At 39.7% G+C, this 17,306-nt stretch carries 16 protein-coding genes; 9 read left to right on the top strand and 7 right to left on the bottom strand.

Annotated elements, in window-relative coordinates:
- Positions 1-56: 56 nt before the first annotated feature.
- From kce to glsA, 7 genes are all read right to left on the bottom strand, one after another.
- A complete protein-coding gene (gene kce, locus AC4MRQ_RS08595; RefSeq protein ID WP_491197256.1) occupies positions 57-884 on the bottom strand; it encodes a 3-keto-5-aminohexanoate cleavage enzyme in 828 nt (275 codons plus the stop codon).
- 50 nt (positions 885-934) lie between these two features.
- Complete coding sequence (locus AC4MRQ_RS08590) at positions 935-1,711, bottom strand: CoA-transferase subunit beta (protein WP_491197255.1); 777 nt, start codon at positions 1,709-1,711, stop codon at positions 935-937.
- 20 nt (positions 1,712-1,731) lie between these two features.
- On the bottom strand, positions 1,732-2,715 hold the full coding sequence (locus AC4MRQ_RS08585) for a CoA transferase subunit A (protein WP_491197254.1): 984 nt from the start codon (positions 2,713-2,715) through the stop codon (positions 1,732-1,734).
- A 2-nt stretch (positions 2,716-2,717) separates the two neighbouring features.
- Complete coding sequence (locus AC4MRQ_RS08580; RefSeq protein ID WP_491197253.1) at positions 2,718-3,965, bottom strand: aspartate aminotransferase family protein; 1,248 nt, start codon at positions 3,963-3,965, stop codon at positions 2,718-2,720.
- Positions 3,966-4,279: 314 nt separating this feature from the next.
- Positions 4,280-5,770, bottom strand: coding sequence for a dihydrolipoyl dehydrogenase family protein (locus tag AC4MRQ_RS08575; RefSeq protein ID WP_491197252.1), 1,491 nt, complete (start codon positions 5,768-5,770; stop codon positions 4,280-4,282).
- 89 nt (positions 5,771-5,859) lie between these two features.
- A complete protein-coding gene (gene glsB, locus AC4MRQ_RS08570; protein ID WP_491197251.1) occupies positions 5,860-6,807 on the bottom strand; it encodes a glycine N(alpha)-acyltransferase GlsB in 948 nt (315 codons plus the stop codon).
- 29 nt (positions 6,808-6,836) lie between these two features.
- Positions 6,837-7,673, bottom strand: coding sequence for a lyso-glycine lipid O-acyltransferase GlsA (gene glsA / locus AC4MRQ_RS08565; protein ID WP_491197250.1), 837 nt, complete (start codon positions 7,671-7,673; stop codon positions 6,837-6,839).
- 242 nt (positions 7,674-7,915) lie between these two features.
- On the opposite strand from glsA, the gene AC4MRQ_RS08560 reads away from it, so the two are divergent.
- The 9 genes from AC4MRQ_RS08560 to AC4MRQ_RS08520 all read left to right on the top strand — a co-directional run.
- Positions 7,916-8,389, top strand: coding sequence for a division/cell wall cluster transcriptional repressor MraZ (locus tag AC4MRQ_RS08560; RefSeq protein WP_491197249.1), 474 nt, complete (start codon positions 7,916-7,918; stop codon positions 8,387-8,389).
- A 2-nt stretch (positions 8,390-8,391) separates the two neighbouring features.
- Positions 8,392-9,300 carry a 16S rRNA (cytosine(1402)-N(4))-methyltransferase RsmH gene (gene rsmH, locus AC4MRQ_RS08555; protein WP_491197248.1) on the top strand — a complete coding sequence of 303 codons (909 nt, stop codon included), beginning with the start codon at positions 8,392-8,394 and terminating at the stop codon, positions 9,298-9,300.
- Between the two features lie 8 nt (positions 9,301-9,308).
- Positions 9,309-9,677, top strand: coding sequence for an FtsL-like putative cell division protein (locus AC4MRQ_RS08550; RefSeq protein ID WP_491197247.1), 369 nt, complete (start codon positions 9,309-9,311; stop codon positions 9,675-9,677).
- Positions 9,678-11,780 carry a penicillin-binding protein gene (locus tag AC4MRQ_RS08545; protein ID WP_491197246.1) on the top strand — a complete coding sequence of 701 codons (2,103 nt, stop codon included), beginning with the start codon at positions 9,678-9,680 and terminating at the stop codon, positions 11,778-11,780.
- 3 nt (positions 11,781-11,783) lie between these two features.
- Positions 11,784-13,241, top strand: a complete 1,458-nt coding sequence (locus AC4MRQ_RS08540; protein WP_491197245.1) for a UDP-N-acetylmuramoyl-L-alanyl-D-glutamate--2,6-diaminopimelate ligase — start codon at positions 11,784-11,786, stop codon at positions 13,239-13,241.
- 10 nt (positions 13,242-13,251) lie between these two features.
- Positions 13,252-14,484: a phospho-N-acetylmuramoyl-pentapeptide-transferase gene (mraY, locus tag AC4MRQ_RS08535; protein ID WP_491197244.1), complete on the top strand. Its 1,233-nt coding sequence runs from the start codon at positions 13,252-13,254 to the stop codon at positions 14,482-14,484.
- 1 nt (position 14,485) lies between these two features.
- Positions 14,486-15,826 (top strand): UDP-N-acetylmuramoyl-L-alanine--D-glutamate ligase, encoded by a 1,341-nt coding sequence (gene murD, locus AC4MRQ_RS08530; protein ID WP_491197243.1) that lies wholly within the window; start codon positions 14,486-14,488, stop codon positions 15,824-15,826.
- A 9-nt stretch (positions 15,827-15,835) separates the two neighbouring features.
- Positions 15,836-17,008 carry an FtsW/RodA/SpoVE family cell cycle protein gene (locus AC4MRQ_RS08525; RefSeq protein ID WP_491197242.1) on the top strand — a complete coding sequence of 391 codons (1,173 nt, stop codon included), beginning with the start codon at positions 15,836-15,838 and terminating at the stop codon, positions 17,006-17,008.
- 3 nt (positions 17,009-17,011) lie between these two features.
- Positions 17,012-17,306: UDP-N-acetylglucosamine--N-acetylmuramyl-(pentapeptide) pyrophosphoryl-undecaprenol N-acetylglucosamine transferase (locus AC4MRQ_RS08520; RefSeq protein ID WP_491197241.1), on the top strand; the 295-nt coding region annotated here is incomplete at its 3' end.

Raw genomic sequence — 17,306 nt, 5'->3', positions numbered from 1 at the left:
AAGCAAATCTATATTCGCTTAGCGCATTAAAAACGCTTAGCGGATTTAAGCATTACTTAATTAATTCCCTTCAATTGTAACATCTCTCTTACGTCCGCAGGTGTTGCGATTTCATAACCTGCATCACGCGATAATTTGGCTGTTCGTTCCACTAATTGGGCATTACTATCAGCCAATACTCCTTTTTCATAGTAGACATTGTCTTCAAATCCAATGCGGATAAAGCCATTACCAATGGCATAAGCACCATAATGAGCAGGCACACAGGCACGACCAACACCCATTACTGTCCAAAAGGCTCCTTCAGGGATGCGGCTTACTAAAAGGTTTAATAATTCAATATCATATGGGATAGCTGCAGGTACATTCATTACAAAACCATAGTGATATGGAGGTTTTAACAAACCTTCTTTAATTAAGATGTCAGCTGCTGCAACATGGGAAATATCAAAACACTCCAAAGTTGGACGAACGTTGTATTTGTTCATCTCTTTTGCAAAACGGCGCATGGTTGGTAATGTGTTAACAATATACTCATCACCAAAATTCACAGTACCGCAATCCAGCGATGCCATTTCAGGTTGTAGTTCTTTGATTACAGCTACGCGCTCATCATCGGTCATACCCACAGCACCACCTGTAGTTATTTCGATAACAATATCACAACGCTCACGAATTAAACGAATTGCTTCTTTAAAAACTTCCGGGTCCTGAGTAGGTCCGCCATTTTCATCACGTACGTGTAAGTGTACAATTGATGCTCCTGCTTTATAAGCATCATATGTTGCGTCGGCAATTTCAAGAGGAGTTAATGGTAAGTTTGGATTGTGCTCGCGTGTGGTTTCGGCTCCACAAACTGCACAGGTGATTATCATCTTTTTCATTTTCTTGCTTTTTAGTTGTTGATTTAAAGGTTTAAAGGTGAAGAAGGAGTTTAACCACGCCCGATAATAACGCCTGATGGATCAACTTTTTCACGAAGGATTTTCAGCTCTTCAGCAGTTGGCTCAACAGTCGTTTCATAATTATCAGGGATGATGATGTCAAATTCGGCATTAGCATTTACATCTTCCAGAGATTTTCCAGGATGAAGGGATAGCAGCATCATAGCTTTGGACTCAGGGTGATAACCATACACACCGATATCTGTTATCACTTTATACGGACCAGTATTGGCCGGTAAACCTGAATCAACTCTTGATGTGCCGCCTTCTAAAAATCCCGGAGTGGTGATGAAATCGACTTTGTTTGCGAAGCGTTTTGGGTTTTGAGGAGTAACCACCATGGTTCTCCAGCATAGAGAAGCAAGGTCATTGGCGCCACCACTGCCGGGGAAACGAGTTTTGGGTTTATTGTAATCATCTCCAATCATTGTGGAGTTGAGATTTCCATACTTATCAATCTGTGCACCCCCTAAAAAACAATAATCAACTACACCAGCCTGACACAGTTCCATAATTTCGGCCATTGAAGTTGCTTTTAAGCCTTTGTGGGTGGTGCGAGAGTCACCAACAGATATTGGCATTGTAGGCAAGAGAGGAGCAATACCACCAGCCTCAAACATGATGGTAAGGTTAGGTGATTGTGTCATTTGAGCCAACATAGCAGCTGCTACAGGAACACCAGTACCTACCACAACCATTGCACCGTCCTCAAGGTTACGGGCTGCAACGGTTATCATTAATTCCATTGGATTATATGTATTTTCCATGTTGTTTTGGTTTAAAAGGATTAATACAGGTGTTCTGCTTGCATTAGCTTGCGCATCTTATTCATGCCACCATTTTTCTCCAGGTATTCGTAGAAGTCTTTTGATGATAAGATGTGATGACCAATGAATTCCTCCAGTTGCATTTCGTCTTTCTCAGCTACCAGCCAGTCTTTTAAATGCTCTTCATCAGAGAAGTATTCGCCTGGCATATTGCCCGGATATGATCCGTATGGTAATTCAATAACAGCATCAACGCACCAGTATGGTATTACCGTTTTCGAAGGTTCTCTTCTGATTTCTTCGTTGGAGATAATTTTTTCAGTGGTTACAATTACGCGCTTTGAAGCTTTGGCAATATCATCATCTGCTACCAAAATGCCATTTATCTGGCAGTTACCATAAATATCAGCCCGATGTACATGAAGGATGGCCACATCGGGATAAAGAGCAGGCAAAGCAGCCAGTTTCTGATTTGTAAAAGGACACTCAACTTCAGTTGCTGCGGAATGCTTAAAGGTGTCTGTTCCCAACATCACGCGTGATGGTAAATATGGCAGACCCATGGCTGCTGCCTTAAATCTCCAGGATAAAGCTCCATTTGACCACTCAGTTACCTTAACATTTCCCGATTCAAACATGCGGCGGGAATTCTTTGATAATCCGCGAGCCTCTAAGCCAACAATATAAGCTGCATCGCAACGGTTAAAAGATTTGCCAGCGCTTAACAACTGACAGTCATGAGTTGAAACATGGCCGGCAAACCCTAATTCTTTTTTCTCTTTACGGATAATTTCATGGATTAGGGCAGTGGGGATACGAACACCCCCAAAACCACCAATAGCAATATAATCACCGTCATTTATATAAGTGTCAACTGCTTCAGAAACAGAAGTCAGTTTACTTTTCATTTGCTTTTTCTTATTCCTTAAAAAGCCTCTCATTTCATCAGCATTGGGCGACACAAACAATTCGCCAATACCTTTATTTAATGTTGTATAGCTCATTTCTAGTACTTTTCAGTTAGGTATTGTAATGCTTCTTCAATGGCATTGACCGTATGGTCCAGGTCTTCCTGTGTATGACGGTGACAGATATACCCGTGATGATATGGTTGTAAGAATACTTTACGACGGATTAGTTGTGTATAGAAGTCGTTGCGTTTCTTCTTATATGAACCGTCGTTGTCTTTATCAAATGTAATGAACATCATTGGTGCTATACCGCTAATGCGTGCACCTACAGGATATTTAGTAAGTAATTGTTCAATTTTACCATTAAACTCTTCACCTTTTTCCCAGATTTTGTCTAAAACTTTATCGCGTTCAAGGATTTCAATGGTTTTAAGTGCAGCTACATAACTTAAACTGTTAGGGAAGAAGGTAGATGAAATAAATACATTTGATTCACCTTCTTTCATAATTTCGGCCTTTCCTGTTACCGCTCCAATAGGGTATCCATTAGCCATTGCTTTCCCAAATACAGCTAAGTCTGGAGTTACCTTATAAAGTTTTTGAGCACCACCAATACTGGCACGGAAGCCTGTTCTGATTTCGTCAAAGATTAAAACCACGCCATACTTTTCACACAGGGCCTTAACTCCTTCAAGGAAGCCTTCTTTTGGTTCTGATATTGGCGCTGCCAGAGGGTGACCAAGTGGAGTAATAATAACGGCAGCTGTATCATTGCCGTGCTCTTTTAAAAGATTTTCGAGCGACTCAAGGTTATTGTATCTAAACTCAAATACATCTTCGTAAAGTTTCTCTGGAATGCCACCCTTAACTTCCACGCACCAATCGTGCCAGCCATGATAACCACAGCGCATTACTTTGTTACGTTTAGTGTAAGAACGTGCCAGGCGAATAGCAGTTGAAGTGGCATCGGAACCTGTACAAACAAATAAACTCATTTCCGCGCATGGAATCAGCTCATTCATTTTTTCAGCCAGCATGTTCTGATATTTTTGTGTTAAAGAGAAACAGAAACCTTTGTTCTGAATCTGCTCTATTACAGCATCGTCAACTTCTTTTTCGCGATTACCAAGAATCATCGGACCATAGGCGCATAAATAATCAATGTACTCATTACCATCTATGTCAGTAACGCGACCACCTTTACCATGATCAAAATATATTGGAAATTCACCTTCAACGAAGTTGTATGGTCGACGTATACCTAATACTCCTCCCGGAATTAGAGATTTACCTTTTTCTAATTCGTTTAAAGACTTTTCAAGTTGTAGCTTCTTTGCTTCCATAGTATTGTTTTTTTAACTTATGCGATGTGTGTAGCTGCTGTGAGCTTTTAAACATTAGGGTAAAAACGGATGGGTCACATACCAGGATGGCAGTAACAATCAGATCTAGAAGTCAGTTACTTCTATCCGTTCCAGTTTATCAAGTATGAATTTAAACACCCAATGCATGTTAGTATATTGTAACTATTAATGATGTAATGTTAAAATATACACAAAAATATGGTTATAGTTAAAAATACAACATGACAAAGCGCATTTTTTCCATAAAGGAAGCCTTTGAAGTCTAATTTATAATTATTCTAAATGGTAGAAAATTAGCTTTGGTTTGGTTGCCAGTTCCTTATGCTAATCAGATCCGGAAAAGCTTCTGGTTTGAAAACCGATTTGCCACTAAGTGTTCTTAAACACTCTTGTACTCCCTCCGGAATGCTGGGGTGTGGATAGAATATTTTTAATACTTCATGCAGGCTGTTACCTTGATTGATTAGGTGCGCTACCGAAACAATAAATGCGGAGGCTTGAGGTCCGGCTGCTCGCATTCCAAGTATGCGCTGTTCGTCATCGTTACTAACCAGAATCTTCACAAAACCATTAGTGTTACGCATGGCAATGGCGCGATTGACCAACTTGTTAGAATAGTATGCAGCTTTATAAGGAATCTTCTTTTCCTGGAGCATTTTTTCATTTGCACCAACGGCAGCTACTTCCGGCTTAAAAAACATCAGTGTACTCATATGAGAGTAGTCTAATGGATATTGCGGGACATCGCCGATTTTTTCTGCTGCAAGCCTTCCCTGGAATTCTGCGACGCTATATAACTGGCTGTGACCGGTAACATCGCCTGCGGCATACACATGACAATTGCCTCTACCGTCGCGTAACAAACAATCGTCTTTAATAGGGATGGTGCCATTCTTGTGTAATTCAATCCCGATTTTTTCCAGGTTAAGGCCTTCGGTATTTGGTACCCTACCAATGGCCACCAGGGCAACATCAACTTCAATTACTTTACTGTGGCCAGCCTGATAATCTAACACGACTTCTAAATGTTCAGGATGTTTACGGATATGTCGTAGTGTGGCTGTATGGTGAATGTTTACACCATTGTTTTCAAGATTGCGCGACACAAAGCTACTCACATCGTCATCTTCATAAGGAAGTACTCTGTTAGAACGATCTAACAAATGAACTTCTGTTTGTCCGAAATTTGAAAAAATGGTGGCAAATTCACAGCCTATAATACCAGATCCGATAATCAGCATCCGCTCCGGAAATTCTTTTAGATTCAGGATGCCATCTGATGTGAAGACACGCTCACCATCAATCTGAAGTCCGTCATACAGCCGTGGGCGCGAACCTGTTGCAATAACAAAATTCTTACCTTTAATAAGCTTATTTTCTTTCGAGCCTTTGACCTCGATATGGTCGTAATCAACAAATGTGGCCCAACCGTATTCTATGGTTAAGGAGCCTTTTTTGTTTTGCTCTGGCGAGAAGGTTTCTATCTGACTAAGCATCTGATACTGCTTCTCTTTGGCAGCTTGTATAACGGTTTTTTTAACTTTTTCGAAATTAACACTTAGTGAACTTACCCGGTAGCCTCGATCAACGCGAGCTGCGATAGCGTAATCCATGGAGAGTTCATACATAGTTTTGGATGTAAGGGCTCCATTCATAATGCCTGTGCCACCCAAGTGTTTGCCTTCCACTATGCAAACGTTTAATCCATAATCCAGAGCGCGTATGGCTGATGAGAATCCTGCTGGTCCGCTACCGATAACTACAAGGTCGTACGTGTTATTCATAGGTTATAAACTTATTACACTATAAAAAAAAAGAGTCACAATTGTTTATTTGCAACTCTTCTTTATTTATATCTCTATATGAATTTATGCTAATCGTGTGGTTCATTTGGATCGAAGGTGTCAACGTGTCTGTTAATTTTTTGCTTGTACAGTTCGTTGATGGTAAGTATTATACCTGTTTCTTCAACATCTCCGAAACGATCATTAATGGCTGTTCCAAAAGTTTTCATTGAAGGAGATAGATTCATATAGGCGTTAATCAGGGGAGGAATGTTCTCACCAAACTCACGAACACGCTTTGTTAGAATTTTGTAATCTTCCTGGTAATTCTCTCCGCAGAATATTTCTTTAAGATCTTGATCTGTTAAATCAATCTCAACCGGATTGTGAGGATATAATAATTTATCAGGATCACTGAAATATTTTTGCATAAAACCTAATATCAGGTCTCTGGCATAACGGTTGAAGTGGGTATACATGGTCACCTTGCCAAAGAAATATTTCATTTCAGGGTGGCTAACGATTAATGAGCCAAGGCCATCCCAAAGATTATCCAGTGCAAATAAGCTTTTGGTACCAGCCTTTGATGATTGATATGTTGGCTGTACAAAAGAACGCCCCAGCTCAATCATATATGGGAGGTATTCCCGTACAAATTTATCAGAAAACTGAAACAACCTGGAAGTCGCAAGTTTAACATTTCCTAATTGATCGACTGGTATATCACTTCCAAGTAAATAGCGGTATCCACCTAAGATTTCTTTTGATTGCGGGTCCCAGACAATTAATTGACGATAAGGTACCTCAGCCGTATCATAATCATCAATGTCTGTTTCTTTGCCAGTCCCGCCACCTGCCAAACGGAAAGTGATTTCTCTTAGTCGCCCTACTTCGCGCATTAATGACGGAGCCTGGAGGGCAGTAAAGTCGTATATTTTATTATCGCCCTTGTTGGTGTTTCTTACAAACGTCTCCTTTGTCAGCTCAGCTTCTAATTCTTCCCTTGGTACAGGAGGTATTATTTCTTTTACTCTCATTCGGTGATTTCTTACTGTAGGCTACAAATTTAATTTATTTTTGATAAGGCATAGACTTCATCTTTTATTTTTTGAGCCCATTCTTTACTAGTTTTGGCAACTTTTACGTCGGCAATTTTAATTGGTTTCCCAAAGGTAATGTTAATTGTTTTGTTGCGTTGCAGGTATAGTTCATCTACCAGGTAAAGCATTTCAATGTTGGCCTTGATACCTAATTTTTTGCGCCAGTTAGCGAGATTGTAGAAACGGTTGGTGTTACGTCCTGATATATGGACCGGAATAATATCTCGCTCGTGAGCCTTTGCTTTTTTAATAAAATTTGGTTTCCAATCCAGATCTTTTATAACGCCGTTTTTTCTCTTACGTGAAACTAGTCCAGCCGGAAACATAAGCATTTGATTATCGCTTGCATAAGCCTCATCAATGGCCCTTGCTGCTTCACGACTATGACCTCCGTGCTTATTAACTGGCAAAAATATCTCTCTCAGGTTAGTTAGGTTCATTAATATGTCATTAACCGGAAATTTCAGATTTCTAAAAAAACGGCCAACGGCTGCTACAAACACCATTCCGTCCATCCCTCCAAGCGGGTGATTGGCAACAAATACAAAACGTCCGTCTTTTGGGATGTTTTCTTCCCCAATTATTTTGTAACGCGATTTGAAATTAGCAACAATGGCTTCAGCATATTCGATACCGTAAATATCTTTGTTGTCAGCAATAAATTTATTGATTTCTTCCTGATGTGTAATTCTCTTAAGATAATTGATTAGAAACTTAGGGATGAATCGCTTAAGTTTCGGGTTCTTATCGTGAAATACTTTATCAATATCAATAAACTTATCTTCTGTTTTCGTTTCTTCCATGCCTTATTTTTCTTTCGGGCTTCAATTTTAGGAAATATTTTAGAAACCATATGTAATTAACAGGTTTTTATCTTGGATTGTTGGTGTTACTTTTGTCGCGAAATCTTTGAGGAGATTAAGAAGCTGGTGAAGTATAGTGATATTGTATTAAAAAGTTATCAACAAGTGTCATAAAGTGGTTTGAAGTGGTTGCATGTGGTTTGAAAGTTTTATACTTTTACCAATGAAATACGTATTTTATAATGATCACATTTATAGGCGATTTTGTTTGTAAGCCCGATGCTAAAGGGCGTGTAGTGTTGCCTTCGCTCTTCAAGAAAGTGATGAGTGAAGCCAATCAATCGTCGTTTGTGGTTAGGAAAGACCTCTTTGATCACTGCCTTGTTTTAATTCCTCAAGATGAATGGCAGAATGAAGTACAACTTTTGGAAAGCAAATTAAGTAGTTTTCGTCAAAAAGATAAACGCCTGAAGCGAGCACTATACCGTTCGACAGCCGAGGTGACACTTGATGGAAATGGACGTTTTTTGGTTCCCAAGCGATTGATGGAGATGGTGGATGTTAATGGAGAAGTGGTGTTATTGGGTGTCGGAAGTAACATTGAGTTGTGGAGTAAGCAGCAGTTCGATGATGATGGCTTAAGTGGAGATGAATTGGGTGAGTTGGCAGAAGAGTTGCTTGGAGGTAACTTTGACGCTGAAGAAGAAAAGGATTAGTTATGGAGCAGGGATATCATATACCGGTTTTGTTAAAGGAGTCAGTAGATGGTTTGGACATTAAACCGGATGGGATTTACGTTGATTTAACTTTTGGAGGCGGCGGGCATTCCCGTGAGATTTTATCCAGGCTTGGGGCTAATGGTAAACTTGTTGTTTTTGATCAGGATGAAGATGCCTACAAAAATAGACCGGAAGATGAGCGATTGATGTTTGTAAGGCACAACTTTCAATACTTATCTCATTTTTTGCGCTATTTGAATATTGAAAAAGTAGATGGTATACTTGGCGATTTGGGGGTTTCATCACATCATTTTGATGCTGCCGAACGGGGTTTCTCATTCCGATTTGATGGTAAGCTGGATATGCGTATGGGGCAGGGACTTAAAATGACAGCTGCTGACCTGGTTAATCATTACGAGTTGGATGAGCTTAAACGTATATTTTGGCAATATGGCGAAATTAAGTCATCATATAAGCTGGCTTCCGAAATTATTAAGCAAAGGGGCGTAAAGCCTTTCACAACAACTACAGATTTAAAGTTGCTCGCTGAAAAGATTGGACCAAAAAAAGAGCAATCAAAGTTTTTGGCTCAGGTGTTTCAGGCATTACGTATTGAAGTGAACAAAGAAATGGATGTTTTGAAATCTGTTTTGATGCAAAGTACAGATTCTATTAAGCCGGGGGGGCGATTGTCAATTATCTCCTACCATAGCTTGGAAGATCGGCTAGTTAAGAATTTTATTCGATCAGGAGATTGTGATAAAAATCAAGCCGAGAAAGATATATACGGACGATCGGAAGTGCCATTTAAGGCAGTTAATAGAAAAATTATAATTCCTGGCGATGAAGAAATTGAAATGAATAATCGTGCCAGAAGTGCGAAACTGAGAATAGCAGAGCGGGTATGAAATGGCGAATGAATAAAATACCGGAGTTTATTCTCTCGAAAGAGGATGTTGACGAATTAAAGAATATTTCGCTTCGCGATATTATTAATGGTCGGTTCTTTACACGTTCGTTAATAACTAAGCAGTTACCGTTTGGATTGTTTTTGGCATTTTTCGCATTTCTTTATATCGGTAATCATTACAGGATGGAAGAGCAAATGCGGGAAATAGCTGTCTTGAATAAAGAATTAAAGTCCTTACGTTACGAAGCCATTACTACATCGTCAGAGCTAATGTATATGAGTAAGCAAAGTGAGGTACTAAAAAGAGTAAGAGAAAAGAATCTTGGATTAGAAGAATTAACAGAGCCACCTCGTCGGTTAAAAGTGAAAAAGTAAATGCAGATAAAGAAAAGCATCATATTACGATTTGGCCTTTTATATATTGGTATTTCAGCTTTAGCAGTTGTTATACTGGGTAAGGCTTTGTATCTGCAGATTGTTGAGGGAGATAAGTGGGAAGAGGTTGTTGAAGAGCAAAAAAATAAGGATATAATTATTGATGCTAATCGCGGCGATATTCTGGCATCAGATTATCGTAAGCTAGCCTGTTCTGTGCCAACATATCGAATTTACATGGATATGATGGCTCATGGTTTAACCGAGGATGTCTTTAATTCAAACATTGATAGTCTTTCGTATTTACTTTCGCGTTTTTATGGCGACCGTTCAAAAGCAACATTTAAGAGCGGTCTTAAAAGAGCTCGCTCTCAGGGTAAACGATATTATATGGTGCACCCGCGCCGTATTTCATTTACTGACCTAAAAAAGGTGAAAGAGTTTCCGATTTTTCGACTAGGGCCCAATAAAGGAGGTTTTATTGAACGAAAATATGAGAATCGAAGACTGCCTTTTGGTGAGTTAGCAGCCCGAACAGTGGGGAGTTTGTATGCAGAAAAAGATTTAGGTGGTCGGTTTGGTCTTGAGATGGCTTATAATAATCACCTTAAGGGGATAGCTGGGGTTAGTACGCGAACCCGTGTAAGTGGTAATTGGGTAACAGAAGAGCAGGTGGAGCCTGTAGATGGTCATGACATTGTTACTACGATTGATATTGGATTGCAGGATGTAGCCGAAAGTGCACTTCTGCAACAATTGCAAAAGCATCAAGCAGATCACGGTTGCGCTGTTTTAATGGAAGTGGCTACAGGTAAGGTCCGGGCTATAGCCAATCTTGGACGGACATCTTCCGGTAAGTATGCTGAGAAATACAATTATGCAGTCGGAGAAGCTACCGAGCCGGGTTCCACCTTTAAGCTGGCATCCATGATTGTAGCTTTGGAGGATGGAGTTGTTCAGTTGGGTGATAGTATCGAAACGGGTAAAGGCCATTGTTATTTTTATGATCGAAAAATGAAAGATAGTCATTATGGAGGTTATGGCAAACTTTCAGTTAAGGAAGTGTTTGAAAAATCATCCAACGTAGGTGTTTCCAAGATTATTTTTGAGAATTATCGTGATAATCCGAGAAAATATGTGGACCGCATCTATGAAATGAAGCTGAATAAATCATTGGGCATTGAAATTAAAGGTGAAGGAGTGCCAATGATCAAGTATCCTGGTGATAAAACATGGTCGGGAGTGACTTTGCCCTGGATGTCGATTGGCTATGAGATACAACAAACACCGATGCAAGTGCTCACTTTTTATAATGCTGTCGCCAATAATGGTAAGATGATAAAGCCAATGTTTGTTGAAGCTGTGCAACACCATGGTGAAAATATCAAAGAAATGGAACCAATCGTTCTGAATCCTTCTATCTGTTCTTTGGAAACAATTGAGAAAGTGCATGAGATGTTGGTAGGAGTGGTTGAAAGAGGAACTGCAAAAAACATAAAAAGTAAGGGTTATCAGATTGCCGGTAAAACCGGTACAGCTCAAATATCAAACGAAAAGACTTCATATAAAGATAAGAAACACCAGGCTTCCTTTGTGGGATATTTTCCGGCAGACCGTCCGATGTATTCATGTATTGTTGTTATTAATGCACCTTCTAACAATGTTTATTATGCCAATGTGGTTGCAGGATCGGTCTTTAAAGAAATTGCTGATCGGGTTTATGCTCAAAGCTATCATCATTCTGATGTGAAAACGGATCATGAAGTTTTATTGGCTAAACATCAGCCATATTCAAAGGGAGGTAAAAAAGAAGAATTATTAACCGTTTTGGGTGAGGTTGGTGTTTTGGTGCAAGGAAAAGAAGTAGGAGCCGAATGGATATCAACCTCTGCCAGGGAGCATGATGTTAGTTTAAGACCCAAGAGTTTTCCAAATGGAATTGTTCCGAATGTTAAAGGAATGGGAGCTAAAGATGCTGTTTCGATATTAGAAAATTTGGGACTGAAAGTGGTTATAAAAGGTGTTGGACGAGTGGTGCAGCAATCAATGACGGCCGGACAAAATTTTAGGAAAGGCTCAACTATTTATTTAAGAATGGGATAGGTTATGCGGAAATTGTCAGATATACTAAATAATGTTGCTGTTGAGGAACAAATCAACTTCAAAGAACATGCTGTTGAGCAAATTATTTTTGATTCGCGACAGGCTGAAGCAGGTTCATTGTTTGTTGCTATGAGGGGAACGATAGTTGATGGACATCAATTTATACAACAGGTAATCGATGCAGGATGTCAATGCATTGTTTGCGAAGAAGTACCGGATAAACTATCTGAGAATGTGACATTCATAAAAGTAAAGGATAGTTCAACTGCACTTGGAGAAATGGCAGCAGCTTTTTATGGTTATCCTTCACAAAATATTAAGCTGGTTGGAGTGACCGGAACGAATGGTAAAACAACTATTGCCACGCTGTTGTACCACATGGTGATGAGTATGGGTTATAAGGCCGGACTATTTTCAACGGTTGCCAATTACATTGGTAAATATAAGTTAGATGCAACGCACACAACGCCTGATGCAGTATCACTGAATAAAATAATGGCTGATATGGTTGAGGCAGGTTGTGAATATTGCTTTATGGAAGTTAGCTCGCATGCCTTGGTACAGAATCGTGTTGCAGGTCTTAGTTTTACTGGAGGGATATTTACGAATATTTCACATGACCACCTGGATTACCACAAAACTTTTAAAGCGTATATAGAAGCTAAAAAATCATTCTTCGATGGCTTGAATAAAGATGCTTTTGCTCTAACAAATGCCGATGATAAGAATGGTAACATAATGCTTCAGAATACCGATTCAACGAAACATACTTATTCCTTGCGGGGAATGGGAAGTTTCAAAGGCAGGGTCATTGAGAGTATGTTTGAAGGGATGCAACTGGAATTGGATGGGCAGGAAATCTGGACTCAATTTGTTGGTCAATTTAATGCACAAAACCTTTTGGCAGTTTATGGAACAGCTTGTTTACTTGGTTTCGATAAGGATGAGGTAATGGTAGCCCTTAGTCGCTTAAAACCTGTTGATGGTCGCTTTGAAACGATCCGTTCTAAATCCGGAAAAACAGCAATTGTCGACTATGCTCATACACCGGATGCATTGAAGAATGTAGTTGAAACGATAAATATGGTACGCCAGCCTCAACAACAACTGATCACAGTCGTCGGTGCTGGAGGTGACCGTGACCCGATGAAGCGACCTGAAATGGCTAAAGAAGCTGTAAGTGGCAGTTCCAAAGTAATTTTAACAGCGGACAATCCACGCAGTGAAGATCCTGAAGAAATCATTGCACAAATGATGGAAGGAGTGGTCTTTAAAGATAGAATTAAAGTATTATCGATTGTTAACCGACGGGAAGCAATACGAACAGCCTGTATGGTTGCCAATCAGGGTGATATTATCCTGGTTGCCGGTAAAGGACATGAAACCTATCAGGAAATAAAAGGTGTGCGTAATCATTTTGATGACAGAGAAATAGTAAAAGAAATATTTAACGAAGAGTAAAACCCCAATCATGCTTTATTACTTATTTGAATACCTTGAAAAGATGAATATACCCGGAGCAGGTATGTTCCAATATATAACATTCAGGGCTGGTCTTTCTGTAATCTTCGCACTTTTAACAGCTACCATTTTTGGTAAAATGGCCATTCGCCTGTTGCAACGTCAGCAAATTGGTGAAGTGGTTCGTGATTTGGGCTTAGAAGGGCAATATGCAAAAAAAGGTACACCAACAATGGGAGGTGTAATTATTATTGGTTCTATTCTAATTCCGGTTTTGCTGTTTACACGTTTAGATAATATTTACATAACCCTGATGATCATTTCAACCGTTTGGTTAGGAGCCATTGGTTTTATTGATGATTATATAAAGGTATTTAAAAAGGATAAAGAAGGGTTGGCCGGCCGTTTTAAGATTGCCGGACAGGTTGGAATAGGTTTAATTGTTGCCATTACACTTTTTTCGAGTGGCGATGTTGTTGTCCGCGAAAAAGTACCTGGTGAAACCGTTACGGTTCAAATGGATGATGGAACAGAAGTTGAACGGGTTGCTACTCGTGAAGTGAAATCGACTGTAACCAATGTTCCGTTTTTAAAGAATCATCGGTTTGACTACTCATCAGTTCTTTGGTTTTTAGGCGATCAGGCTAAAAAATGGGGATGGCTGATTTTTGCAGTTGCAGTAATTTTTATCATCACGGCTGTTTCTAACGGAGCAAATATTACTGATGGTTTGGATGGTTTGGCAACTGGGACCTCGGCAATCGTTGGGATAACGTTGGGGATTTTTGCTTACCTGTCAAGTAACGTTATTTATGCCGACTACCTGAATATCATGTATATTCCACACTCTGAGGAGCTTGTTGTATTTATGGCTGCTTTTATTGGTGCTACAGTTGGTTTTCTTTGGTATAATTCATTTCCGGCACAAGTTTTCATGGGCGATACGGGTAGTCTGACATTAGGTGGAATTATAGCTGTCTTTGCCATTTTACTTCGCATAGAGTTATTGATTCCAATACTTTGTGGAATCTTCCTGGTTGAAAACCTGTCAGTAATGATACAAGTGTCGTGGTTTAAATACACAAAAAAGAGATATGGTGAAGGGCGTCGAGTATTTAAAATGGCGCCATTGCACCATCATTATCAAAAAATAGGATATACAGAATCAAAAATAGTAACGCGATTTTGGATAATTGGAATTATTCTGGCCGTGTTAACAATCGTAACACTTAAAGTACGATAGAATGAGTATGAAGCTGGTTGTTTTAGGTGCAGGAGAAAGTGGTGTTGGAGCAGCCTTATTGGCTAAGCAACAAGGATGGGATGTGTTTGTGTCTGATAGTGGTGTCATTGCTGATCGATTTCAGGATGAGCTGACCAATGCTGGCATAGAATGGGAGCAGGGAATGCATACGCTTGAAATCATCTTCAGTGCCAATGAGGTGATGAAAAGTCCCGGAATACCTGATACGATCCCAATGATTCAGCAGTTGCATGCAAGACAAATACCAGTTATATCAGAAATAGAATTTGCAGGTCGATATACGCAAGCCAAAACAGTTTGTATAACCGGAAGTAATGGAAAAACCACTACTACCATGTTAATCTATCACCTTTTAAAACATTCAGGAGTTAATGTTGAAATGGCAGGCAATATCGGGACAAGTCTGGCCCGGCAAATTGCTGAAGGAAAAACACCTGAGTGGTTTGTAATTGAACTGAGTAGTTTTCAGTTGGATGGCATGTATCAGTTTAAAGCTGACGTTGCTGTGCTGCTGAATATTACGCCTGACCATCTTGATCGCTACGACTATAAAATGGAGAATTACATCGACAGTAAGTTTCGTATCGCACAGAATCAAACTGAAAACGATGTATTTGTTTATTGTCAGGACGATAAGGTGATTGCTGATGAGCTTCAGAAGAGGATATTTAAATCCGAGTTAGTGCCATTTACGCAAAAGGATATTCTTAAACAGGGAGCTTATTCAACCAGTGATGAGTTAATCATTAATTATAATGATGAAACAATGAGCATATTCTCACAGGAATTATCGTTACAGGGCCGGCATAATTTATACAATTCCATGGCGGCAGGTATTGTGGCTAAGGTTTTGAATATCCGTAAAAAAATGATTCGTGAAAGTTTGGCAAGCTTTAAAGGTGTGGCTCACCGTTTGGAGAAGGTAGTCTCGGTGCGTGGTATCGAGTTTATCAACGATTCCAAGGCTACAAATGTCAACTCAAGCTGGTATGCTCTGGAATGTATGACAAAGTCGGTGATCTGGATTGCCGGTGGTGTTGATAAAGGAAATGATTATACAGAATTAATGCCTTTGGTTGAAGAAAAGGTGAAAGCAATTATTTGCCTAGGTACGGATAATGAGAAGCTGATTAGCTCTTTTAAAGGAAAAGTGTCCGATATAAAAGAAACGCAGTCTATGGAAGAAGCCGTTGAAATGGCTTACCGATTGGGTAAAAAGAATGATGTAGTGCTTTTGTCTCCGGCCTGTGCCAGTTTTGATTTGTTTGATAATTACATTCAGCGGGGTGACATGTTTAAGGAAAGTGTCAGAAATTTATAACAGACTTGTATGAACGAGTTATTACGAAAATATATAAAGGGTGATCGAATCATCTGGTATGTAATACTGGCTTTGGCTGTATTTTCCAGTCTTGTGGTTTACAGTGCAACTGGAAACTTAGCTTATAAGCATCAGGATGGTAATGCAGTGTATTACTTATTTCGACATGCCAAATTTCTGATGCTGGGTATTGGCATAATTATAGCTGTTCATCATATTAATTATAAATGGTTTGCTCGCTTTGCTACTGTATTTCTGTACTTCTCCATCTTATTGTTGGCTATTACAGCGGTTTCAGGTGTAAGTCTTAACCAGGCAAGCAGATGGTTGACGGTACCTGTGGTAGGTATTTCCTTTCAGCCCTCTGAGATTGCCAAGTTGGCTTTGATGATGTACATAGCAAAAGTATTGGCACAGTATCAGGCCAATGACCGAACGGCAGATGAAGCTTTTAAACCAATCATGATTCATGTGGCCATTGTTTGTGGTTTAATCTTTAAAGATGACTTTTCAACAGCTGCGCTAATTGGGGCAACTGCCTGGATTGTAATGATGATAGGACGTGTATCGATGAAATATTTATTTGGTACGGTGGCTGCTGTTATTTTATTTGTAGCTGTTGTTCTTTGGTTATCAGATTATGTGCCTTTTTTGCATCGGGCCAGCACCTGGAAAGCAAGGATAGAACGTTTTGTTGGTAATGAAGATGACAATACAGAAGCAACTGTCGATTATCAGTCCCAACGCTCACAAATGGCTATAGCAACAGGGGGGATCAAGGGGAAAGGACCAGGTAACAGTCATCAGCGCTATTTTTTACCACATCCATACAGTGATTTTGTATATGCCATCATCGTTGAAGAGTGGGGATTTATTGGTGGATTTTTTGTGATGCTGGCTTATCTGATACTCCTGTTTCGTGCAGGTGTAATTATCCGTGCAAGTAGCAGAACATTCCCGGCCTTTTTGGTAATTGGATTGGCAGCTTTGTTGGTAGTTCAGGCTTTTATTAATATGGGAGTTGCCGTGGGGGTGATGCCGGTAACAGGTCAGCCATTGCCATTGGTGAGTATGGGAGGAACATCTACATTGTTTACCTGTCTGGCTTTTGGTGCAATTTTGAGTGTTAGTCGAAATAATATTGAAGAAAAAGATCTTGCTGTTCAGGCAGAAAGTGAATAAGATATGAGCCCAATCAAAGTAATAGTGAGCGGAGGAGGTACCGGAGGACATATTTTTCCGGCAATCTCTATTGCTAATAAGGTAAAAGAACTTGAGCCTCAGGCCGAGATATTGTTTGTTGGTGCAAAAGGTAAGATGGAAATGGAAAAAGTTCCGGCAGCCGGCTATGATATTGTTGGTTTGCCTGTGGCCGGTTTTCATCGTAAACTGACCTTACGTAACCTGGCTTTCCCTTTTAAGCTGTTGGCAAGTCTGTTAAAAGCTCGGATGGTTATTAAAAAATTTAAACCTGATGTAG

It is taken from the genome of Carboxylicivirga sp. (genome assembly GCF_982718395.1).
This window is presented reverse-complemented; position numbering and strand designations above follow the sequence as displayed.